At 39.9% G+C, this 16,713-nt stretch carries 12 protein-coding genes and 1 pseudogene; 3 read left to right on the top strand and 10 right to left on the bottom strand.

The window, feature by feature from the left end:
- Nucleotides 1-318: 318 nt before the first annotated feature.
- A complete protein-coding gene (locus ODU34_RS05065; RefSeq protein WP_004194195.1) occupies nt 319-1,035 on the bottom strand; it encodes a YebC/PmpR family DNA-binding transcriptional regulator in 717 nt (238 codons plus the stop codon).
- A gap of 160 nt (nt 1,036-1,195) precedes the next feature.
- Between ODU34_RS05065 and ODU34_RS05070 the strand changes: the two genes are divergently transcribed.
- Entirely contained in the window at nt 1,196-1,507 is a 312-nt protein-coding gene (locus ODU34_RS05070; protein WP_004194196.1) for a PadR family transcriptional regulator, read from the top strand.
- 10 nt (nt 1,508-1,517) lie between these two features.
- The gene (locus ODU34_RS05075) at nt 1,518-2,144 is read left to right on the top strand and encodes a DUF2812 domain-containing protein (RefSeq protein WP_105178498.1); all 627 of its coding nucleotides are present in this window, start codon (nt 1,518-1,520) and stop codon (nt 2,142-2,144) included.
- 71 nt (nt 2,145-2,215) lie between these two features.
- Here ODU34_RS05075 and ODU34_RS05080 read toward each other — a convergent pair whose 3' ends face one another.
- Nucleotides 2,216-4,384 (bottom strand): PTS transporter subunit IIBC, encoded by a 2,169-nt coding sequence (locus tag ODU34_RS05080; RefSeq protein ID WP_105178497.1) that lies wholly within the window; start codon nt 4,382-4,384, stop codon nt 2,216-2,218.
- Between the two features lie 33 nt (nt 4,385-4,417).
- Nucleotides 4,418-5,209, bottom strand: a complete 792-nt coding sequence (locus ODU34_RS05085) for an endonuclease/exonuclease/phosphatase family protein (protein ID WP_014637507.1) — start codon at nt 5,207-5,209, stop codon at nt 4,418-4,420.
- Between the two features lie 199 nt (nt 5,210-5,408).
- Here ODU34_RS05085 and ODU34_RS05090 point away from each other — a divergent pair, with 199 nt between their 5' ends.
- The gene (locus ODU34_RS05090; RefSeq protein ID WP_029186820.1) at nt 5,409-6,116 is read left to right on the top strand and encodes a UTRA domain-containing protein; all 708 of its coding nucleotides are present in this window, start codon (nt 5,409-5,411) and stop codon (nt 6,114-6,116) included.
- A 230-nt stretch (nt 6,117-6,346) separates the two neighbouring features.
- Here ODU34_RS05090 and glgP read toward each other — a convergent pair whose 3' ends face one another.
- The 7 genes and pseudogenes from glgP to ODU34_RS05125 form a co-directional block, all read right to left on the bottom strand.
- A complete protein-coding gene (glgP, locus tag ODU34_RS05095) occupies nt 6,347-8,611 on the bottom strand; it encodes a glycogen/starch/alpha-glucan family phosphorylase (protein WP_105121089.1) in 2,265 nt (754 codons plus the stop codon).
- Nucleotides 8,604-10,112: a 4-alpha-glucanotransferase gene (gene malQ, locus ODU34_RS05100; protein WP_011922661.1), complete on the bottom strand. Its 1,509-nt coding sequence runs from the start codon at nt 10,110-10,112 to the stop codon at nt 8,604-8,606. The genes glgP and malQ overlap by 8 nt, the downstream gene beginning before the upstream one ends.
- Before the next feature lie 182 nt (nt 10,113-10,294).
- The gene (locus ODU34_RS05105) at nt 10,295-12,394 is read right to left on the bottom strand and encodes an ATP-dependent Clp protease ATP-binding subunit (RefSeq protein ID WP_105178496.1); all 2,100 of its coding nucleotides are present in this window, start codon (nt 12,392-12,394) and stop codon (nt 10,295-10,297) included.
- 417 nt (nt 12,395-12,811) lie between these two features.
- Nucleotides 12,812-13,222, bottom strand: a pseudogene (locus ODU34_RS05110) (peptide deformylase).
- A gap of 29 nt (nt 13,223-13,251) precedes the next feature.
- Nucleotides 13,252-14,424 carry a peptidoglycan bridge formation glycyltransferase FemA/FemB family protein gene (locus tag ODU34_RS05115; RefSeq protein WP_105135507.1) on the bottom strand — a complete coding sequence of 391 codons (1,173 nt, stop codon included), beginning with the start codon at nt 14,422-14,424 and terminating at the stop codon, nt 13,252-13,254.
- Nucleotides 14,424-15,650, bottom strand: a complete 1,227-nt coding sequence (locus ODU34_RS05120) for a peptidoglycan bridge formation glycyltransferase FemA/FemB family protein (protein ID WP_105135508.1) — start codon at nt 15,648-15,650, stop codon at nt 14,424-14,426. The genes ODU34_RS05115 and ODU34_RS05120 overlap by 1 nt, the downstream gene beginning before the upstream one ends.
- 296 nt (nt 15,651-15,946) lie before the next feature.
- A complete protein-coding gene (locus tag ODU34_RS05125) occupies nt 15,947-16,675 on the bottom strand; it encodes a MerR family transcriptional regulator (protein ID WP_105121087.1) in 729 nt (242 codons plus the stop codon).
- Between the last annotated feature and the right edge of the window lie 38 nt (nt 16,676-16,713).

Raw genomic sequence — 16,713 nt, forward strand, 5'->3', positions numbered from 1 at the left:
TTCAAATAGATATTTCCAAAGCCTGGCTATAGTTTTTCCTTATACCTTATCTGTCAAGCACCCTACTATCAGCCACCGAAAATTTTTCCATCGTACCTTCTTCGAACTTAAGATAAAATCCTCCACTCTCTAGTTCCAACCAACTATCGTCTTTGAGCAATTGGATACAAAGAAAACTGCCTAGTGCAGCTCTAATTTCCAACCTTCTAATAAAAATGACTATCCCCCGGACATTTAGATACAAAGAAAACTGCCTACCGGCAGTTCCAATCTCCAACCTTCTAATAAAAATGACTGTCCCCCGGACAGTCATTTTTATTAGAACCCATCTACATTCGTGTAGATTTTTTGTACATCTTCGTCGTCTTCGAGGGCGTCGTAGAGTTTTTCAAATGTTGCGAGATCATCGCCTTCAAGTGATACTTCTGATTGCGGGATCATTTCAAGTTCAGTGACGTTGAACTCTTGGATTCCTGATTCTTTGAGTGCCACGATTGCCTTGTGCAAATCAGTTGGGGCTGTGTAGACAGTGATTGTGCCGTCTTCTGCTTCTACATCATCGACTTCGACATCTGCTTCAAGGAGCAATTCGAAGATGGCATCTGCATCATCACCTGCAAATACAACCACACCTTTTTTATCAAACATGAATGATACGGAACCAGATGCACCCATGTTTCCACCGTTTTTACCAAAGGCAGAGCGAACATTGGCTGCGGTACGGTTTACGTTTGATGTCAAAGTATCAACGATAATCATAGAACCATTTGGTCCAAAGCCTTCGTAACGACCTTCCACGAAGGTTTCGTCTGTGTTTCCTTTTGCCTTGTCAATGGCCTTGTCAATGATGTGTTTTGGAACCTGCGCTTGCTTAGCACGGTCGATAACAAATTTCAGCGCTGAGTTTGTTTCTGGATCTGGGTCACCCTTTTTCGCTGCTACATAGATTTCAACACCAAATTTGGCGTAAACTTTTGAGTTAGCACCGTCTTTTGCGGTTTTCTTGGCTACAATATTGGCCCATTTACGTCCCATGGGGAACCTCCTACATTTTATAAAATCGCTTTATTATACCATAAATGGCAAGGATTGAGAAGATTTTTAAAATCTTCTTCACTATACAGTTGACATGTATAGTTTTCCGATATATAATATATAGTACAACTGTACATTTGAACTACATAGGAGAAGCCAAATGAAAAGGAACAAGCACCTCCCCTTAACGGAGACAACCTACTATATTCTATTAGCCCTCTTGGAACCTGCCCATGGCTACCATATCATGCAAAAAGTAGAGGATATGAGTGATGGTGATGTGAAAATTGCTGCAGGAACCATGTATGGAGCGATTGAGAATCTTTTGAAACTAAAATGGATTTGTTCCGTTCCAAGTTCCGATAAAAGAAGAAAAGTCTATCAAGTAACAGCAACGGGACAAGAGATTATTAAACTGGAAACACAGCGTATTCAAAAACTACATCATATTGCCAAAGAATTAGGTTTTTAAGGAGGAAGCCATGATAAGACACAAATTATTCACCAGTTTACAAGAGGAAGAACATTGGATTAATTCGATTCAATCCGAAGGTTATCAGCTTGTCAAAGTAACTCCATGGACAGCAGCCTATCATTTTGAAAAATGTAGTCGACCCCCTCATCCCGTACGCCTTGATTTTCACGAACATATTGCAAAAGGAGAATATTCAAATTACCTCTCTCTATTTGAAGACTGTGGTTGGCAACCTATACAAGGTAGTCGTAGATGTGGCATCCATTATTTTCAACAAACAATCGAAGCTTCAAGCACAGAAATTTTTTCTGATACCGAATCGAAAAAAGCATTCTATTCACGCTACCAAAATTATGCCTACTCCTATTTCGGATTATTTCTGACTTTATTTTTTATCCATTACCAAGTTGGACTCAAAAATGGATACACACTTTGGAATCCTAAATCCTGGTACCTAACTCCAGGACTATGGGAACGGACTGGTACCAGTTTTTGGTTTGGTTTTCTCTTTGAAACCCCATTCGCATTGTTTAGAAGTGGCATCATTCCGTTATTTTTCCTTGCTTGGTCTATTTATTTCCTCCATATCGCTGAAAAAGGTAAAAAAGAAGCGAAGAAATTAGAAAAATACTGATGACATACTATCCAAAAGAAAAAGATTGAAAAGAATTGACTGCAATCATCTTTTCAATCTTTTTTTACTTTTTACAACTCAACTGTCGCAACTTGGCTATCTTGACTGACCTGTCCAAGATTTTCAAGGCTGACAGATTTGATTTCAGCTGTGTTTGTAAAGGCAACGACGATGGTTGTTTCACGTCCTGCTGAGCGAATAGCTTCAAGGTCTGCAACAAGGAGCAAGTCTCCTGCTTCAACGCGTTGGCCATCTGTTACCTTAGCTGAGAATGGAGCACCGTTTAGCGCAACCGTATCTAGGCCGACGTGCACCAAGACTTCTACACCCTTGTCAGACAAAATACCAACAGCGTGTTTGGTTGGGAAGACACTAGTTACAATACCTGAAACTGGTGCGTAAACATTGCCGGAGCTAGGCTCAACTGCATAACCATCGCCCATCATTTTTTGTGAGAAGACTGGATCTTTCACTCCTGTGATAGCAATGGCTTGCCCTTCAGCAACAGAGTAAACTGTCTCCGTCACACCTTTGAACTGAGTCTCAGGAGCAACTTCTTCTGTCGCAACAATTTCCGTACGAGGAATAGCTACGCCAGATTCTAGCAAGTCTTGAATGTCTGATTTGAGAACATCCGCTTTTGGTCCATAGACTGCTTGAACACCTGAGTCTTTGATAATCAAGCCCATAGCACCAGCCTGTTTCCAAGCATTTTCATCTCCAACCTGTGCCACATCTTTAACGCTGACACGAAGGCGAGTCATACAAGCATCCACATCTGCGATATTATCACGACCACCAAGCAAGTTGATGATTTGAACTACTTGTGAATTGGCATCCGCAGTATCTACGTTTGAGTTTGAAACCACATCCGTTGTTTCTGTATCATAGTTTCCATTGCGTCCAGCTGTTGCTAGGTTGAATTTCTTAATCATAAAGTTGGCAATGAAGTACATACCAACCGCAAAGAGGGCTGTTACCCAGATAAAGTTAATAACATCCATACCGATACCAGCTTTGATCGCCATCGGTGTACGTGTAAGGAATTCGATATTACCAAACGAGTGCATACGCAAGTTGACAACGTCAGCCATGGCAAAAGCCGCACCTTGAACAAAAGCATAAACGATATAGAGTGGCATTGCTGCAAACATGAACATAAACTCAATTGGTTCTGTTACACCTGTCAAGAAGACGGCAAGTGCTGAAGAAATAAACATACCTTTGTACTTATGTTTTTTATCTTCATCCACATTGCGGTACATAGCGTAAGTCAATCCCATCAAAATCCCTGATGAACCAATCATTTGACCAACTTTGAAACGGGCTGGAGTAATGTTTGCAAGAAGGTCATTGTACTGAGCCATATCACCAGCGTCTTTGAGGTTGATCAAGTCTGTAATCCAAGCCAACCAGAGTGGATCTTGTCCAAATACTTGTGTACCTGCTTGTGCACCTGTCAAGATGTCATAGGTACCACCAAGTGACGTATAGTTCATTGGAATGGTCAACATGTGGTGCAAACCAAATGGAAGAAGCAAACGTTCCAAGGTACCATAAACAAAAGGTGCAAGAATTGGTGCTGTATCCTGTGAGCTTGCAATCCATTTACCAAAGCTGTTGATTCCTGTTTGAACAACTGGCCAAAAGATAGCTAATCCTAGCGCTACAAGAACTGAGCGATAGATAACCACAAATGGTACGAAGCGTTTACCGTTAAAGAAGGTCAAAACATCAGGTAATTTGCGGTAATTGTAGTATTTGTTATAGGTTGTTGCCCCTACAAAACCAGCTATGATACCAACGAAGACACCCATGTTCAAAGCAGGTTGTCCCAAGATATTGACGAAGTAGCCTGAAACTGGAATCTCTGTTCCAAAAACAGTGGTTACGGTTGCCGCTGCATCTGCAAGCATGTCAGTCGTCACACCAAAGAAGTGACCAGTAACCAAGTTAATCAAGATAAAAGCAAGACCTGCCGAGAAAGCACCGCCAGCTTTTTCCTTAGCCCAGCTACCACCGATAGCCAAGGCAAAGAGCAAGTGAAGGTTTCCGATAATCCCCCAACCGATTTGGGCGATAATATTCCCGATACGAATCAAGAGTTCTGATTCTGGGCTGATTAACGGAATAGAGTTTCCGATAGAAACCATAAGACCTGCTGCAGGCATAACTGCAATCACGACCATTAAACACTTACCGAATTTTTGCCAAAATTCGAAACTAAGAAATTTTTTCATTTTTTCTCCTTTATTTTTTGGCTCTGTGCCATTTTATACATTAATTTCAACTTCCACACCAAAATGGTCTGAAATAATCGGACGATTCTCTCCATTGAAAATCACTAAGCTGGATAAAACTTCCTTTTTCTGATTTAAGAAAATGTAATCCAATCGTTTTTCCTGACTGTGACCAGCCCAGCCATCGATAGCCTTTTCAACCGTAATCCCCTGGTCTTTTTCCATCGCTAGATTGTATGAATCATAAAGCCCAAGCTCTGTAATCGCTTCGTAGGCCTCTCGATCTGAGAAGGCATCGGTATTAAAATCTCCCATGAGAATCTTAAAACGTCTATTGCCAGTCCGTTCCACAATCGTACGAATGTTATCAAGCTGGTCTTCCTCTTCACTCCCCGGAAGATTGATGTGACAAGAATATAGGTCGATCAACTGGTCTTGATAGAAGACCGTCAAGCCCATAATTTTTCGTGATAGGATGGAATCAACAGATTTATTCTGACTACAATAAAATGGATCCACTTCATAAACTGGCAACTTGGTAAGAAAGGCAATCCCTTCTTCGTACTTATCGTAGCCGATATGTGAGTTGCTCCAATAATATGAATAGTCAAATTGTCCCAAGGCTCTTAATTTTTCTAATAAAATCAAGCCATAATTATCCGCCTTCAAGTCTTTCGTTACCAAATCAGCAGTTATGAGCTGATTGACTTCTTGAAGGGCGATGACATCATAAGCCTTTTCAGCTATTGTTTGGGCTAAAACATCTAGTTTTTCATCCTGCCTTTCTTCTAACCAGGCATGGACATTAATTGTTAGTAATTTCATTGCTCCCCCTCTCTCTGAAAATGCGTAACCGTTTTCTTTTTATAGAAATAGTATAACGTAAACGTTTGCATTAGTCAATAGCTTTTCCGTAATATTTTAAACTTTTACGTAAAAGTTGTGTGTTCTACTAAATAAAATAGATGTATTGCCCCTTTCTGGCTCTTTTATGATACACTAATGGGTAGAAAGACAGGAAACTATGAGTAAGTATAAAAAAGTTTATCAAGATATTAAGAAAAAAATCGAAGAGCAGGTTTGGTCAACTGGACAGGCCCTACCGACAGAAAATGAATTAATGGAAGTGTATTCCTACTCCAAGGACACCATTCGCAAAGCACTATCTCTTCTTGAAATGGATGGTTATATTCAAAAGAAACAGGGGAAATCTTCTATTGTTATCGAACATGGTCTAATGAAGGACCAGTATCTTTCTGAAATAAAAACAGCGGGCGAATTGAACAAAAAATCACAGCACCAAATTCAGACCCAACTTACTTCGCTTTATATTATTCAAGGCCAAGAAGATTTAATGTCAACTTTCGAAGTTGATGATAAGGTAGATTTCTATCGAGTGAGTCGGGTACGGACAATTGACGGTGAGCGGTTAGAATATGACATTTCCTATTTTGACCGTAGGGTCGTCCCTTATCTTAGCAAAGAAATTGCCGAAAGCTCTATTTACCGCTACTTAGAAGAAGAACTCCATTTAACAATTTCTCATTCCAGACGTGAAATCTCCTTCCGTTTTGCAAACGAAGAAGAAAAACAATTGATGGACTTAGGAGACTATGACATGGTCGTCGTGGTCACTAGTATCACCTATCTTTCAAATGGTCAAGCTTTCCAGTATGGAACAATTAGTTATCGTCCAGACAAAGTTAGCTTTGTTTCTATGGCGAAACGGTAAAAGGAAACTTTCGATTTTTTCGACCAAGTGTACAAAACTTCTAGAATTTTATAGTTATAAAAAGAATGTCTCCGCTTTTTTGCAGAGACATTCTTTGCATTTATATACTAAGGAGAGCACCAATAATGGTAAAAACTGGTAGTTTTTTTATTCTTCAACACATAGGAAGAATTGATCTGATAAGTTTTGGAGTGGTTCAATCAACTTTCCTACTAATTGTTGGAATTCAATTAGTTACTGTGCCAGATGTCTTGGTTGTACTGTTCAATAGTACGGTCAGATGAGAAGAATCCAGCTTTAGCAATGTTATGAACAACTTTCTTGTTCCATGAATCTTGATCTTCGTAATCTGCAAAGACTTGTTCTTTTACTTCGATGTATTCAGCTAAGTCAATCAAGGTCATGAACCAGTCTTTCGAAATCAATTCATGGTGCAAGCGTGCAAGACGTTCTTCGTTACCAAGCGCCTTCACTTCATCGCTTACGATAAAGTCAACTGCACGTTTGATATTAGCATCGCCATTGTAGTAGTCAGCAGATACATATCCAGCTTTATCGTACAAGTCGATGATGGTATCTGAATCTTTACCAAATGTATAGATGTTGTCCATACCAGCCAACTCAGCAATCTCAACGTTAGCACCGTCCATGGTACCAAGTGTCAATGCACCGTTGAGCATGAATTTCATGTTACCAGTACCTGACGCTTCTTTAGAAGCCAATGAGATTTGTTCTGAAATATCTGTTGCAGGGATGAGTTTCTCAGCAACTGTCACATTGTAGTTTTCTACCAAGTGAACATTGAGGTATTTATTTACTTCTGGGTCATTGTTGATCAACTCTGACAAGCAAAGAATCAAGTGAATGATGTCTTGAGCGATAATATAAGCTGGAGCTGCCTTACCACCGAAGATAACAGTGATTTTACGTTTTGGAAGGTTACCATTCTTGATTTCAAGGTATTTATGGATAACATACAAGGCATTCATTTGTTGGCGTTTGTACTCGTGGAAACGTTTGATTTGTGTATCAATAATAGAATTTTCATCCAGCTCGATACCTTTGTTGTCTTTAAGGTAACGTTTGAGAGCCAACTTATTGTTGAACTTGATTTCAGCCAACTTAGCATGAACTTCCTTGTCATCAGCAAAGGCAAGCAATTTTTCAAGTTTAGTAGCATCTGTCAAGTATTCATCGCCAATCAATTCTTTGATATAGTCAGCGAGGTCTTGGTTGGCAAATTCCAACCAACGGCGGAAAGTGATACCGTTTGTTTTATTGTTGAATTTTTCTGGGTAAAGCTCGTAGAAAGCTTTCAATTCAGAGTTTTTGAGGATTTCTGTGTGAAGCGCAGCTACACCGTTCACTGAGTTAGAGAAGTGGATATCCATGTGAGCCATGTGTACACGACCTGATTCATCAATGATTTGGACTGCTGGGTCTTTAATTTCTGCACGAATAAGGGCATCCAATTCTTTGATGATATCAACCAAGTGCGGCACCACTTCTTCAAGGAACTCAAGTGGCCATTTTTCAAGCGCTTCCGCTAAGATAGTGTGGTTTGTGTAACCAGTCATATTCTTAACAATCGCAACAGCTTCCGCAAATTCAATACCATGTTTTTCAGTTAAAAGACGGATCAACTCAGGAATCACCATTGATGGATGAGTATCGTTGATTTGCACATAAGCGTAGTCAGCCAAGTCATGCAAGTTTGAACCGCGCTCAATTGCTTCATCAATCAAAAGTTGAGCAGCATTTGATACCATGAAGTATTGTTGGTAGATACGGAGCAATTCACCATTCTTATCAGAATCATCTGGGTACAAGAAGAGTGTCAAGTTTTCTTTAATATCAGTCTTGTCAAATGAAATACCATCTGTAATCAAGTCATAGTTTACTGACTCAATGTCAAACAAATTGAGGTAGTTCTTAGTCTCTTTTTTATAGCCAAGAATATCAAGACGATCCAATTTTGATTTCAAAGTGAAGTTTTTGAATGGAACATCATAGCTGATAGTTGTTGGAATCAACCAAGAATCATTTTCAATCCAGAAGTTTGGCTCTGCTTCTTGCTCATTTTTCTTAAATACTTGGCGGAAAAGACCACAGTGGTAGTTCAGACCAACACCTTCACCGTTGATAGCAAGTGTTGACATAGAATCAACGAAACATGAAGCCAGACGTCCCAAACCACCGTTACCAAGTGATGGTTCTGGTTCAACGTCTTCAACTTGAGCCAATGATTTACCAGCTGCTGCCAATTCTGCTTGAACGTCTTTGTACACACCCAAGTTGATTAAGTTGTTTGACAAGAGTTTACCGATAAGGAACTCAGCTGAGATATAGTAAACTTTACGTTTTCCTGTGTTTTTTGGTTTTGTAGCTGCAGCTTCTTTTACGTAGTTTAACAATTGAAGATAGATTTCCTCGTTTGTCAAATCAGCTAATTTCTTCGAAGTGTTTGTTTCTGCAAATGTTGTAAATTTAGTCATGGTTTTCATTTCCTCGTTGGTATAGTAATGTCATTTTTGTCAAGAAGTCTTTGCGTTCTTGGGTCAAGTCTTCAGCTTTCATGCGCCATTCCCAGTTTCCACCGATAGTTGACGGCATATTCATTCGACTTTCTTCGCCCAAGTCTAGGACATCTTGCATAGTTGCAATAGCTGTATCACTCACTGTTGCAAACAGCATACGGAGCATAGCTTGGCTAACTTTTTCAATCGGCTTACGGTTGCTGTAGGCGTCCACGTATTCTTGTTGTTCTGGATCAAGATTGTTGTACCAGCCGTTGACAACCTCATTATCGTGAGTTCCAGTGTAAGCAACTGAATTTGGAATGCAACGGTGTGGAGCATCGATACTCTTACCTGTTACATCAAAGAAACCAAATTCTAAGATTTTCATGCCTGGATAGCCACAATCCGCAAGCAATTTGCGTGCTTTAGCGTCAATATTTCCAAGGTCTTCTGCAATGATTGGAAGGTCTCCAAGTGTTTCTTTGACAGCCTTGAAGAGATTGTAGCCAGGACCTGGTTCCCAAGTTCCAACTTTTGCCACCTCTGCCTTGCCATCAACTTGCCAAAAGTCTGAGAAACCTTTGAAATGGTCAATCCGAAGGACATCATAAAGTTTGAAACTTTCATGGATACGATAAATCCACCAGTTATAGCCTGTTTTTTCATGTTCTGGCCAATCGTAAATAGGATTTCCCCATAATTGACCATCTGCCGAGAAGTTATCAGCTGGCACACCTGCTACATAAAGAGGCTTGCGTTCACTGTCTAATTTGAATAGTTGGGGTTTTGTCCACACTTCAACGCTATCAGCAGAAACATAGATTGGCATGTCTCCGATGATTTTGATGTGGTGTTTGTTGGCATATTCTTTCAATTGTTTCCATTGGCTGAAGAAGAAATACTGGGTGACTTTGTAGTAGTCGATTTGATTTGCCAATTCTAAGCGGTACTTATCAAGAGCTTCCTCGTTGCGAGCTACAACTTTTTTATCTTCCCATTCTTGGAGAGCTTTATTACCAAAGTATTCCTTGATAGCCATGAACTCCGCATAATCTGTCAACCAAGATGAGTTAGCCTTTTCAAACTCTAGAAAAGCAGCCTTCTTCTTATCATCTTGTAAAAATGCTTGAACGGCCTTCTCCAAAATTGGTCGGCGAACTTGATAGATAAGAGCATAGTCTACTTTTTCAGGATTATCTCCAAAATTTACATCTTGGAAATCTTCTGTTGCCAATAAGCCATCTTCAACCAAGAGGTCAAAGTCTATCAAGTGTGTATTTCCTGCAATAGCAGAGAAAGACTGGTAAGGAGAATCTCCATAGCTTGTAGTTGTTAGTGGTAAAATCTGCCAGTAGGTTTGCTTGGTTTCCACCAAGAAATCTACAAAATCATAGGCAGACTGTCCAAAAGTACCAATACCAAACTTACCTGGAAGTGAGGTAATATGCATCAAAATTCCACTGGTACGATTTGTCATAAAAACGTTTTCCTTTCTGTCGGTTACGAATATAGTTTAACGCAAACGTTTGCACTTGTCAAGGATTTTATGAAAAAAGTTTTAATGTGCTCTAGAAAGCCTATTTTATAGCATTTGTTAGCGAATAACAAAAAAGAAAAAATCAGATATTTCTATCCGATTTTTCGAATTCTTCACTATTTTTAAGCAAAGCTTTGCTCTTTTATTTGGATGCTTCCATCAACCACATCCGCTTCCAGATATTTGACATCAACATGATCCAAATAGTAATCTGTTACCTTGTCTCGAATCTGATTTTCAATGACACGGCGCAGAGGACGGGCTCCCATGGCCTGATCATAGCCTTCTTCCATCAAAAATGCTTTCGCTGCTTCCGTTACCGTTAATTGGATGCCTTTTTTAGCTAGAGTCTTATTGACCTGGGCTAACATCAAATCTACGATAGCCTTGAGGTCTTCTTTGCCCAAGTGTTTGAATTCGATAACTGCGTTGAAACGGTTGAGGAATTCTGGACGGAAGAATGGTGCGATACGGTCCATGATGTCTTGATTTTCTTCACCTTCTGCCATTCCATAACCAAAACCAGCATTAGAAGTCGCGATAATAATGGTATTTTTAAAGTTGACTTGGTTGCCCTGTCCGTCTGTCAAATGACCATCATCTAGCACTTGCAGAAGGAGGGTAATCACTTGTGGATCTGCTTTTTCAATTTCATCCAAGAGGACAATGGAGTACGGATTGCGGCGGACACGTTCGGTAAGAGTATGGGAATTGTCATCATAACCAACATAACCAGCTGTGGTACCGATTAATTTGGAAACGGCGGTCCGATCGCTGTATTCCGACATATCCAAACGAATAATAGCATCCTTGTTACCAAACAAGTCTAGCGCTAACTGTTTTGCCAACTCTGTCTTACCCACACCTGTCGGACCGACAAAGAGGAAGGAACCAATCGGGCGGTTTCCGTCATCAAAACCTGCGCGATTCCGACGAATGGCACGAGATACAGCTTCCACCGCATCGTCTTGACCGATAACGTTAGCTGCCAGGCGATTTTTCAATTCCTTGAGTCGTTCAATGTCAGAAGCTCCCATTTGTGAAACTGGAATTCCTGTCATCCGCTCAACCGCCTGAGCCACATCATTAACAGTCGCTACCACTTTCTGCTGCTCCGTGTGGTTGTCAATCTGTTTTTGGAGCTTATCAATACGGACCTTTTCATTCAAGGCTTTTTCATAATCCTCTTTTTCAGCTGCCTCCAACTGCAATTGTTTTGCCTCAGCCATTTCTGCTTCTAAGGTCTGAATATCTGTCACAGGATGTTGTGCAGCTAAGTGAGCAGCGGTCACATCGACCAGGTCAATAGCCTTATCAGGCAAGCTACGTTGTGGAATATATTGGACGGAATAATCAACCGCAGCTCTCAAAACCTCATCAGGCAATTCAATATTGTGGTGGGCTTCATAAAGCGGCTTAATCCCTTTCAAAATCTGGTAGGTATCTTCTGCGGACGGAGCATTGACCTTGACTTCATTGAAACGACGAGCCAGAGCGGCGTTCTTGTGAATGGTATTGCGGTATTCGTCCTGCGTAGTCGCACCGATAACAGTTAGCTCTCCGCGGGAAAGAGCTGGTTTGAGAATATCCGCTAAGCCCTTGGAACCTGAGTCTCCACCAGTGCTACCAGCTCCTAAAATCTGATGAATTTCATCAAAGAAGAGAATGATATTGCCAGCTTTTTTGACTTCATCCACAAGATTCTGCACATTTTCCTCAAAGGCTCCACGGTACTGAGTCCCAGCTTCCAAACCTGAAATGTCGATGGAGATGATTTCCTTGTTCTTAATGGCTGCTGGCACATCACCATTAACTATAGCTTGTGCCAAACCTTCAACTACCGCAGTTTTACCAACACCCGCATCACCGACCAGAACAGGATTATTTTTCGTGCGGCGAGCCAAAATTTCCGCTGTTTCTTGGATTTCCTTGTTTCGTCCAATGACTGGATCCAACTTACCTTCACGCGCATCTTGTGTCAAATTGCGACCAAGTTTTGCCAGAATTCCGTCTGACTTTATCTGACCTTTAGCCTGGGTTTGAGCCACTTCTTCTGTCTGCGGCAGGCGACCAGTCTGACGATAAATAGCAAATTCCTCCGGTGTCACTTCACGCCCATTGATAGAATAACGGCGACGTTCTGTACTGTAGCCACCCATATTGCCCATGAGTTGATTGAAAATGTCGTCCATATTGTTAAAGTTATTGAAATTGTTGTTCATAGTTTTTACCTCGTTTATAATTCACTTGTTTTTGACTTTTACTGACCTTTGTTTTAAAAAAATAGCTAATAGGGTATAATCCTGTCTTTCATATAACCTCCTTATAAGTTTGTCTTTTACTGACCAATAGGCCCAAGAGTAAGTCAAACCCTTCTCGTTTGACCTAAACTGACCTTTGGTTCAAAAAATTCGTAAGGTCCTTTACCTTACGAATCTTATTCTACACCATTGGTCAGTAAAAGTCAATAGTTTTGTTTGACCTTTTTTGACTTTTTGATATAGTCTTTTAGTTTACTTTTAGTACTAGGCAACGAGCCGCAGACATAACTGGAGTTAGGCAAGGTGAGTTAACGACGTAATAAAAGATAAACTAAACGACGATAAAAAAAATCTACCTGACGGTAGATTTGGTAGCAACTAAATGATAATCCCCTCCAAATGATCCAGTTCATGCTGAACAATCTGAGCTTGGAAGTCTGTCAGCTTTAGGCTCTGCCTTTTCCATGAAGCATCAAAAAACTCCACTTCAATCTCCTGATAGCGTGTCGTCGGGCGGGTACCTTCCAGCGACAGTCACCCCTCCTCAGTCTTATAAGGCTTGGCCTTGCTGATGAGGACGGGATTGTACATGACCAGGTTGGTAAAACCCACGTTGACGATGATAATCCGCTTTTTGACGCCAATCATGTTGGCCGCCATGCCCACACAAGCGTGAGCATTGGCTGCTAAAGTGTCCTGCAAATCCTGACCGACCTGCACATCTAGCTGAGTCGCAGGCTCCGACTTCTGCTGCAAGAAGAAAATATCTTTCATAATAGGTTGAATCATGGGAACCTCTTTCGATAAAGTATATAGTATTATTTTACTATTTTTTTGATAATTTGAATTATTTTATGCTTTATCGGATGAGGATAATAACGAAAAGTACCAGCTTTTCTCAAAATATAGCCATTAAAGTTCTGTTTAAATCGAAGAACACCATCAGAACCATCGAAGTTTCCTTGAATGCCAAGGAAATTATAACGCTTAAGATTTCGTTTTATTGCACGTTGCATCGCCTCATATTGAAGTAAGAAAGGTGCAGATAGGCTTTGAAACTCTGAATATGAGCCACCAAAAAGATAAGTTGCCTCATTCACATCATAAATTATCAGTGCACATGCCAAAAAAATAGGAGCTGTCTGAGTTTGATTTAAAATATTTTGAACCACCTCCTGTTTTTTCAACAATTTCTGCACTTGCTGTGCATACTGTTTTGAATTTCTATCACTTGTTTCTATTTCCTTTTCAATTTGCTTTAGACTGGCTTTCGGGTCAAGTTCTGCAACTAAAAAATCTGCCTGTGTACCAAAGCTTTCAAAAAGACTGTTATAGTAACCACTATCTCTATCTTCAAAGCCTTGTCTAGCTCCAGTTTCCTCAATTATTTTTTTGAAATCTGAAAGCTCCTTATGATTGATGCTACGAATCCTGATACCGTAACTTTCTGAATTTTTTATGTTTCGTTTACTATTTTTATTGTAGGATTGCAATAACGACGTTGTTGAATACCCTTGCAAATCCTTCACATAATGCCAAACAGGCTCTCCATTTGGATAACCTGTTTGTAAGCCATCATGTTTAAATCCAACTTGCACCAGCTTCTCAATTAGTTGAGTATCTGCTTCACTCATTGGATTCCCTACACTATCAAAGATTTGATAGGCTTGGGAAGGCTTGACCACCAATTCAAGTACGCCTTCACGCTTCGCATAGTTTTTTAAAGATTGATAAAATTCCTCTAAATAAACATGATCGGTAACCAGCGGTCCAGAATTCAATTCCATATACAAACCACCAGCCATCTTCTTACAGAAAAGCAAAGTAGAAATAACGATCTCTAATTGTGAATTTTTAAAACCAACATAGCGAACATCGTATCCTCGCTTGGATAGTAATCCAGCCATTTCAATGGATTGAAAAAATGATTTTTCATTTATTTGTTGACAATGCTTTAAAAATTCTTCTTTAGTTATTTGACAAAAAGTCATTATTTTTTCTTCCTTAATTTTTTTCTAATTTCCAGTAAAACTTGAAAAATCTTATATAATATTGGCGAAACAATAAGGTCGAATTCCCCAATATACTCTTCTACTACTGGATTCAAATGTGATTTAAAGTGATAAAGGCCTCCGTCTAAAGTTGGCTCTATTCCTCCTAAATTTTGCCATTTCACACCTCGTTCGAAAGCATACTTTGCTGTCTCCACCCATGTTAGTAAAGCAGGCTGATAATGTTTAAACTTTTCATCCATACCAGCATAGATATTTTCAGATGTTCCTGCAAAATTTATTGTCAAAGTACCAGCCAATGGAACTAGCTTACTCCCGTTACGAGTCAGAGAATTTATCATTTCTAATTCTGTATTTATTCTTCGGGTTTCCTTTTTATAATTTTCAATCTTCGATTGTCTTGTAGTAGAGGTGAAGGTCATGGCCTCTTTTACTAATTTTTCTTCAAGATAAGATAACTGTTCATATCTCTCTGCTAAATCCAAATAGGCAACTACAATATAAGAATTTTCTGGATAGGCATTCAATATTTTTTGATAATACTCTCTCCCCCGCAAGCGAATAGATTTGCGCTCCTCAGTCTTTTTTAATAGCTCTGAAAAATCTCTTAACAATTCCTCACGACCAATTCGAATCTCAATACCTTTATTACGCGCCGACCGAATATTTTGTCGAACTCGTTTATTTAGTGATTCCTCTGAGAAGGATTCGCTATATAATACTGCATGACAAGTAGATTGGATTGTAGCCGACATGGTCTGCACTCGACCAGACCAAATACCTCCCAAATCAACAATCCTATCTTTGACGGCAAGTACATTTAATTCTTCTTCCCTATCTCCTGTTATAGTTTTACTAGATAGTCGAATAAATGGATCAAATTTTATAACAACACTGCGTTCTCGGAGGGCAAATTCTTTAATGGACTTAAATACAAATGATACTAATTCAGCATCTTCATAATCCATTACAGGACCTCTTGGTATATAAATCATCGTAAAACCAAATGGTACTACCAACCTTCTGATAAGAAGAGAAGCAACTGCCACTAATTTCCCATCTTTAAAAAAGCCTAGTCTCTCATTTCGCCACTCACTTTTTACGGTTGCCCACTGACTACTCTGCAACAGGTTAGCCTGTGGTGATTGCTTCACAAATGAATCATGTTCCTCAGCAGAGATACCTATTTTATAAGTGTAAAACATTGATTATTCCCCTTGTTCATAATTACTTTTAACGCTAATTAGGAAGGGCTTGCCCGTAGTGTCAAGCCCTGCTATACTAGTATAGCAATCGATTTTGTCAAGTATTTTTACTCAATCATAAAAAAATAATAATGTTTTATTTGTGCCACGAAATCACTTGTGCATATATATAATTGTTTTATTTTGCTTCTAAATATTTTAAAATTTAGCAATGTACCTCCAAGTCATAATTAAATTGATATATACGTAGCCAAGATGAACATAAAAAAGCCTAGTTCTCACTAGACTTCTTTCGTTTATTCTTTGCAATAAACTGCTATTGCCTGACTGACAAAGACTGCTGTTCCTGGTCCGCCTGCTCGGTCAATGTTGGCTGAAAATCGTTCATCTTCAACATACATAAGACCTAGATTTTGCAAGATTTCCTTGGTGCAGGTGTAGAAATTTTCCGTGATATAGGCCTGCAAGTTCGCTACCTGAACCTGCACATCAGGGTGACCGACTTCCAAGCTCTGCATTTTTCCAAAAGCTTCAAAAATAGCCTGCATCTCTTGGGCAAACATCCGGTCCTTGCTGGTATCGTAACCTTCTTCAAACTCGGAATAGACCGAGGTCTGTCCCCACCGCTCCTTGGCCTCCGCCTTGTAGGCTTCTAGTTGACTGCTGTCAAATGCGTGAAAATCCATGACTTCTCCTCCTTTTTCTGTGAGCAATCTGGCGTGATTGATGATGCGATCCAGCCGTTCCCTTTTGAGCTCTAAAAGGGTGATATGGTCCCGCAAGACCTGCTGACGATTGACTTCCGTCACGTCCAGAAGCTGCTGAATATCTTTGAGAGGAAAATCTAATTCACGAAATAAGAGAATTTCTTGCAGACGAGCCAAATTCTCCTGATTATAGTAGCGATAACCATTTTCAGCCACAAATGCTGGTTTGAGCAAACCAATCTGGTCATAGTGGTGCAAGGTCCTCACCGTCAATCCTGTCAACCGACTGACCTGCTTAACTGTCCAATTTTCGTTCATAGAAATCTCCTCTCTATGCCCAGTATAAGGGATAACGC

The organism is Streptococcus sp. 2018WUSS126 (assembly GCF_044427425.1).
GTDB classification, from domain to species: Bacteria; Bacillota; Bacilli; order Lactobacillales; family Streptococcaceae; genus Streptococcus; species Streptococcus hashimotonensis.

Excerpts from the sequence above, each read along its gene's own strand:
- glgP (WP_105121089.1), bottom strand. The coding sequence starts at position 8,611 with ATGACTAAATTTACAACATTTGCAGAAACAAACACTTCGAAGAAATTA.
- ODU34_RS05125 (WP_105121087.1), bottom strand. The coding sequence starts at position 16,675 with ATGAACGAAAATTGGACAGTTAAGCAGGTCAGTCGGTTGACAGGATTG.
- ODU34_RS05080 (WP_105178497.1), bottom strand. The coding sequence starts at position 4,384 with ATGAAAAAATTTCTTAGTTTCGAATTTTGGCAAAAATTCGGTAAGTGT.
- ODU34_RS05085 (WP_014637507.1), bottom strand. The coding sequence starts at position 5,209 with ATGAAATTACTAACAATTAATGTCCATGCCTGGTTAGAAGAAAGGCAG.
- ODU34_RS05090 (WP_029186820.1), top strand. The coding sequence starts at position 5,409 with ATGAGTAAGTATAAAAAAGTTTATCAAGATATTAAGAAAAAAATCGAA.
- ODU34_RS05115 (WP_105135507.1), bottom strand. The coding sequence starts at position 14,424 with ATGACTTTTTGTCAAATAACTAAAGAAGAATTTTTAAAGCATTGTCAA.
- malQ (WP_011922661.1), bottom strand. The coding sequence starts at position 10,112 with ATGACAAATCGTACCAGTGGAATTTTGATGCATATTACCTCACTTCCA.
- ODU34_RS05105 (WP_105178496.1), bottom strand. The coding sequence starts at position 12,394 with ATGAACAACAATTTCAATAACTTTAACAATATGGACGACATTTTCAAT.
- ODU34_RS05120 (WP_105135508.1), bottom strand. The coding sequence starts at position 15,650 with ATGTTTTACACTTATAAAATAGGTATCTCTGCTGAGGAACATGATTCA.
- ODU34_RS05075 (WP_105178498.1), top strand. The coding sequence starts at position 1,518 with ATGATAAGACACAAATTATTCACCAGTTTACAAGAGGAAGAACATTGG.
- ODU34_RS05070 (WP_004194196.1), top strand. The coding sequence starts at position 1,196 with ATGAAAAGGAACAAGCACCTCCCCTTAACGGAGACAACCTACTATATT.
- ODU34_RS05065 (WP_004194195.1), bottom strand. The coding sequence starts at position 1,035 with ATGGGACGTAAATGGGCCAATATTGTAGCCAAGAAAACCGCAAAAGAC.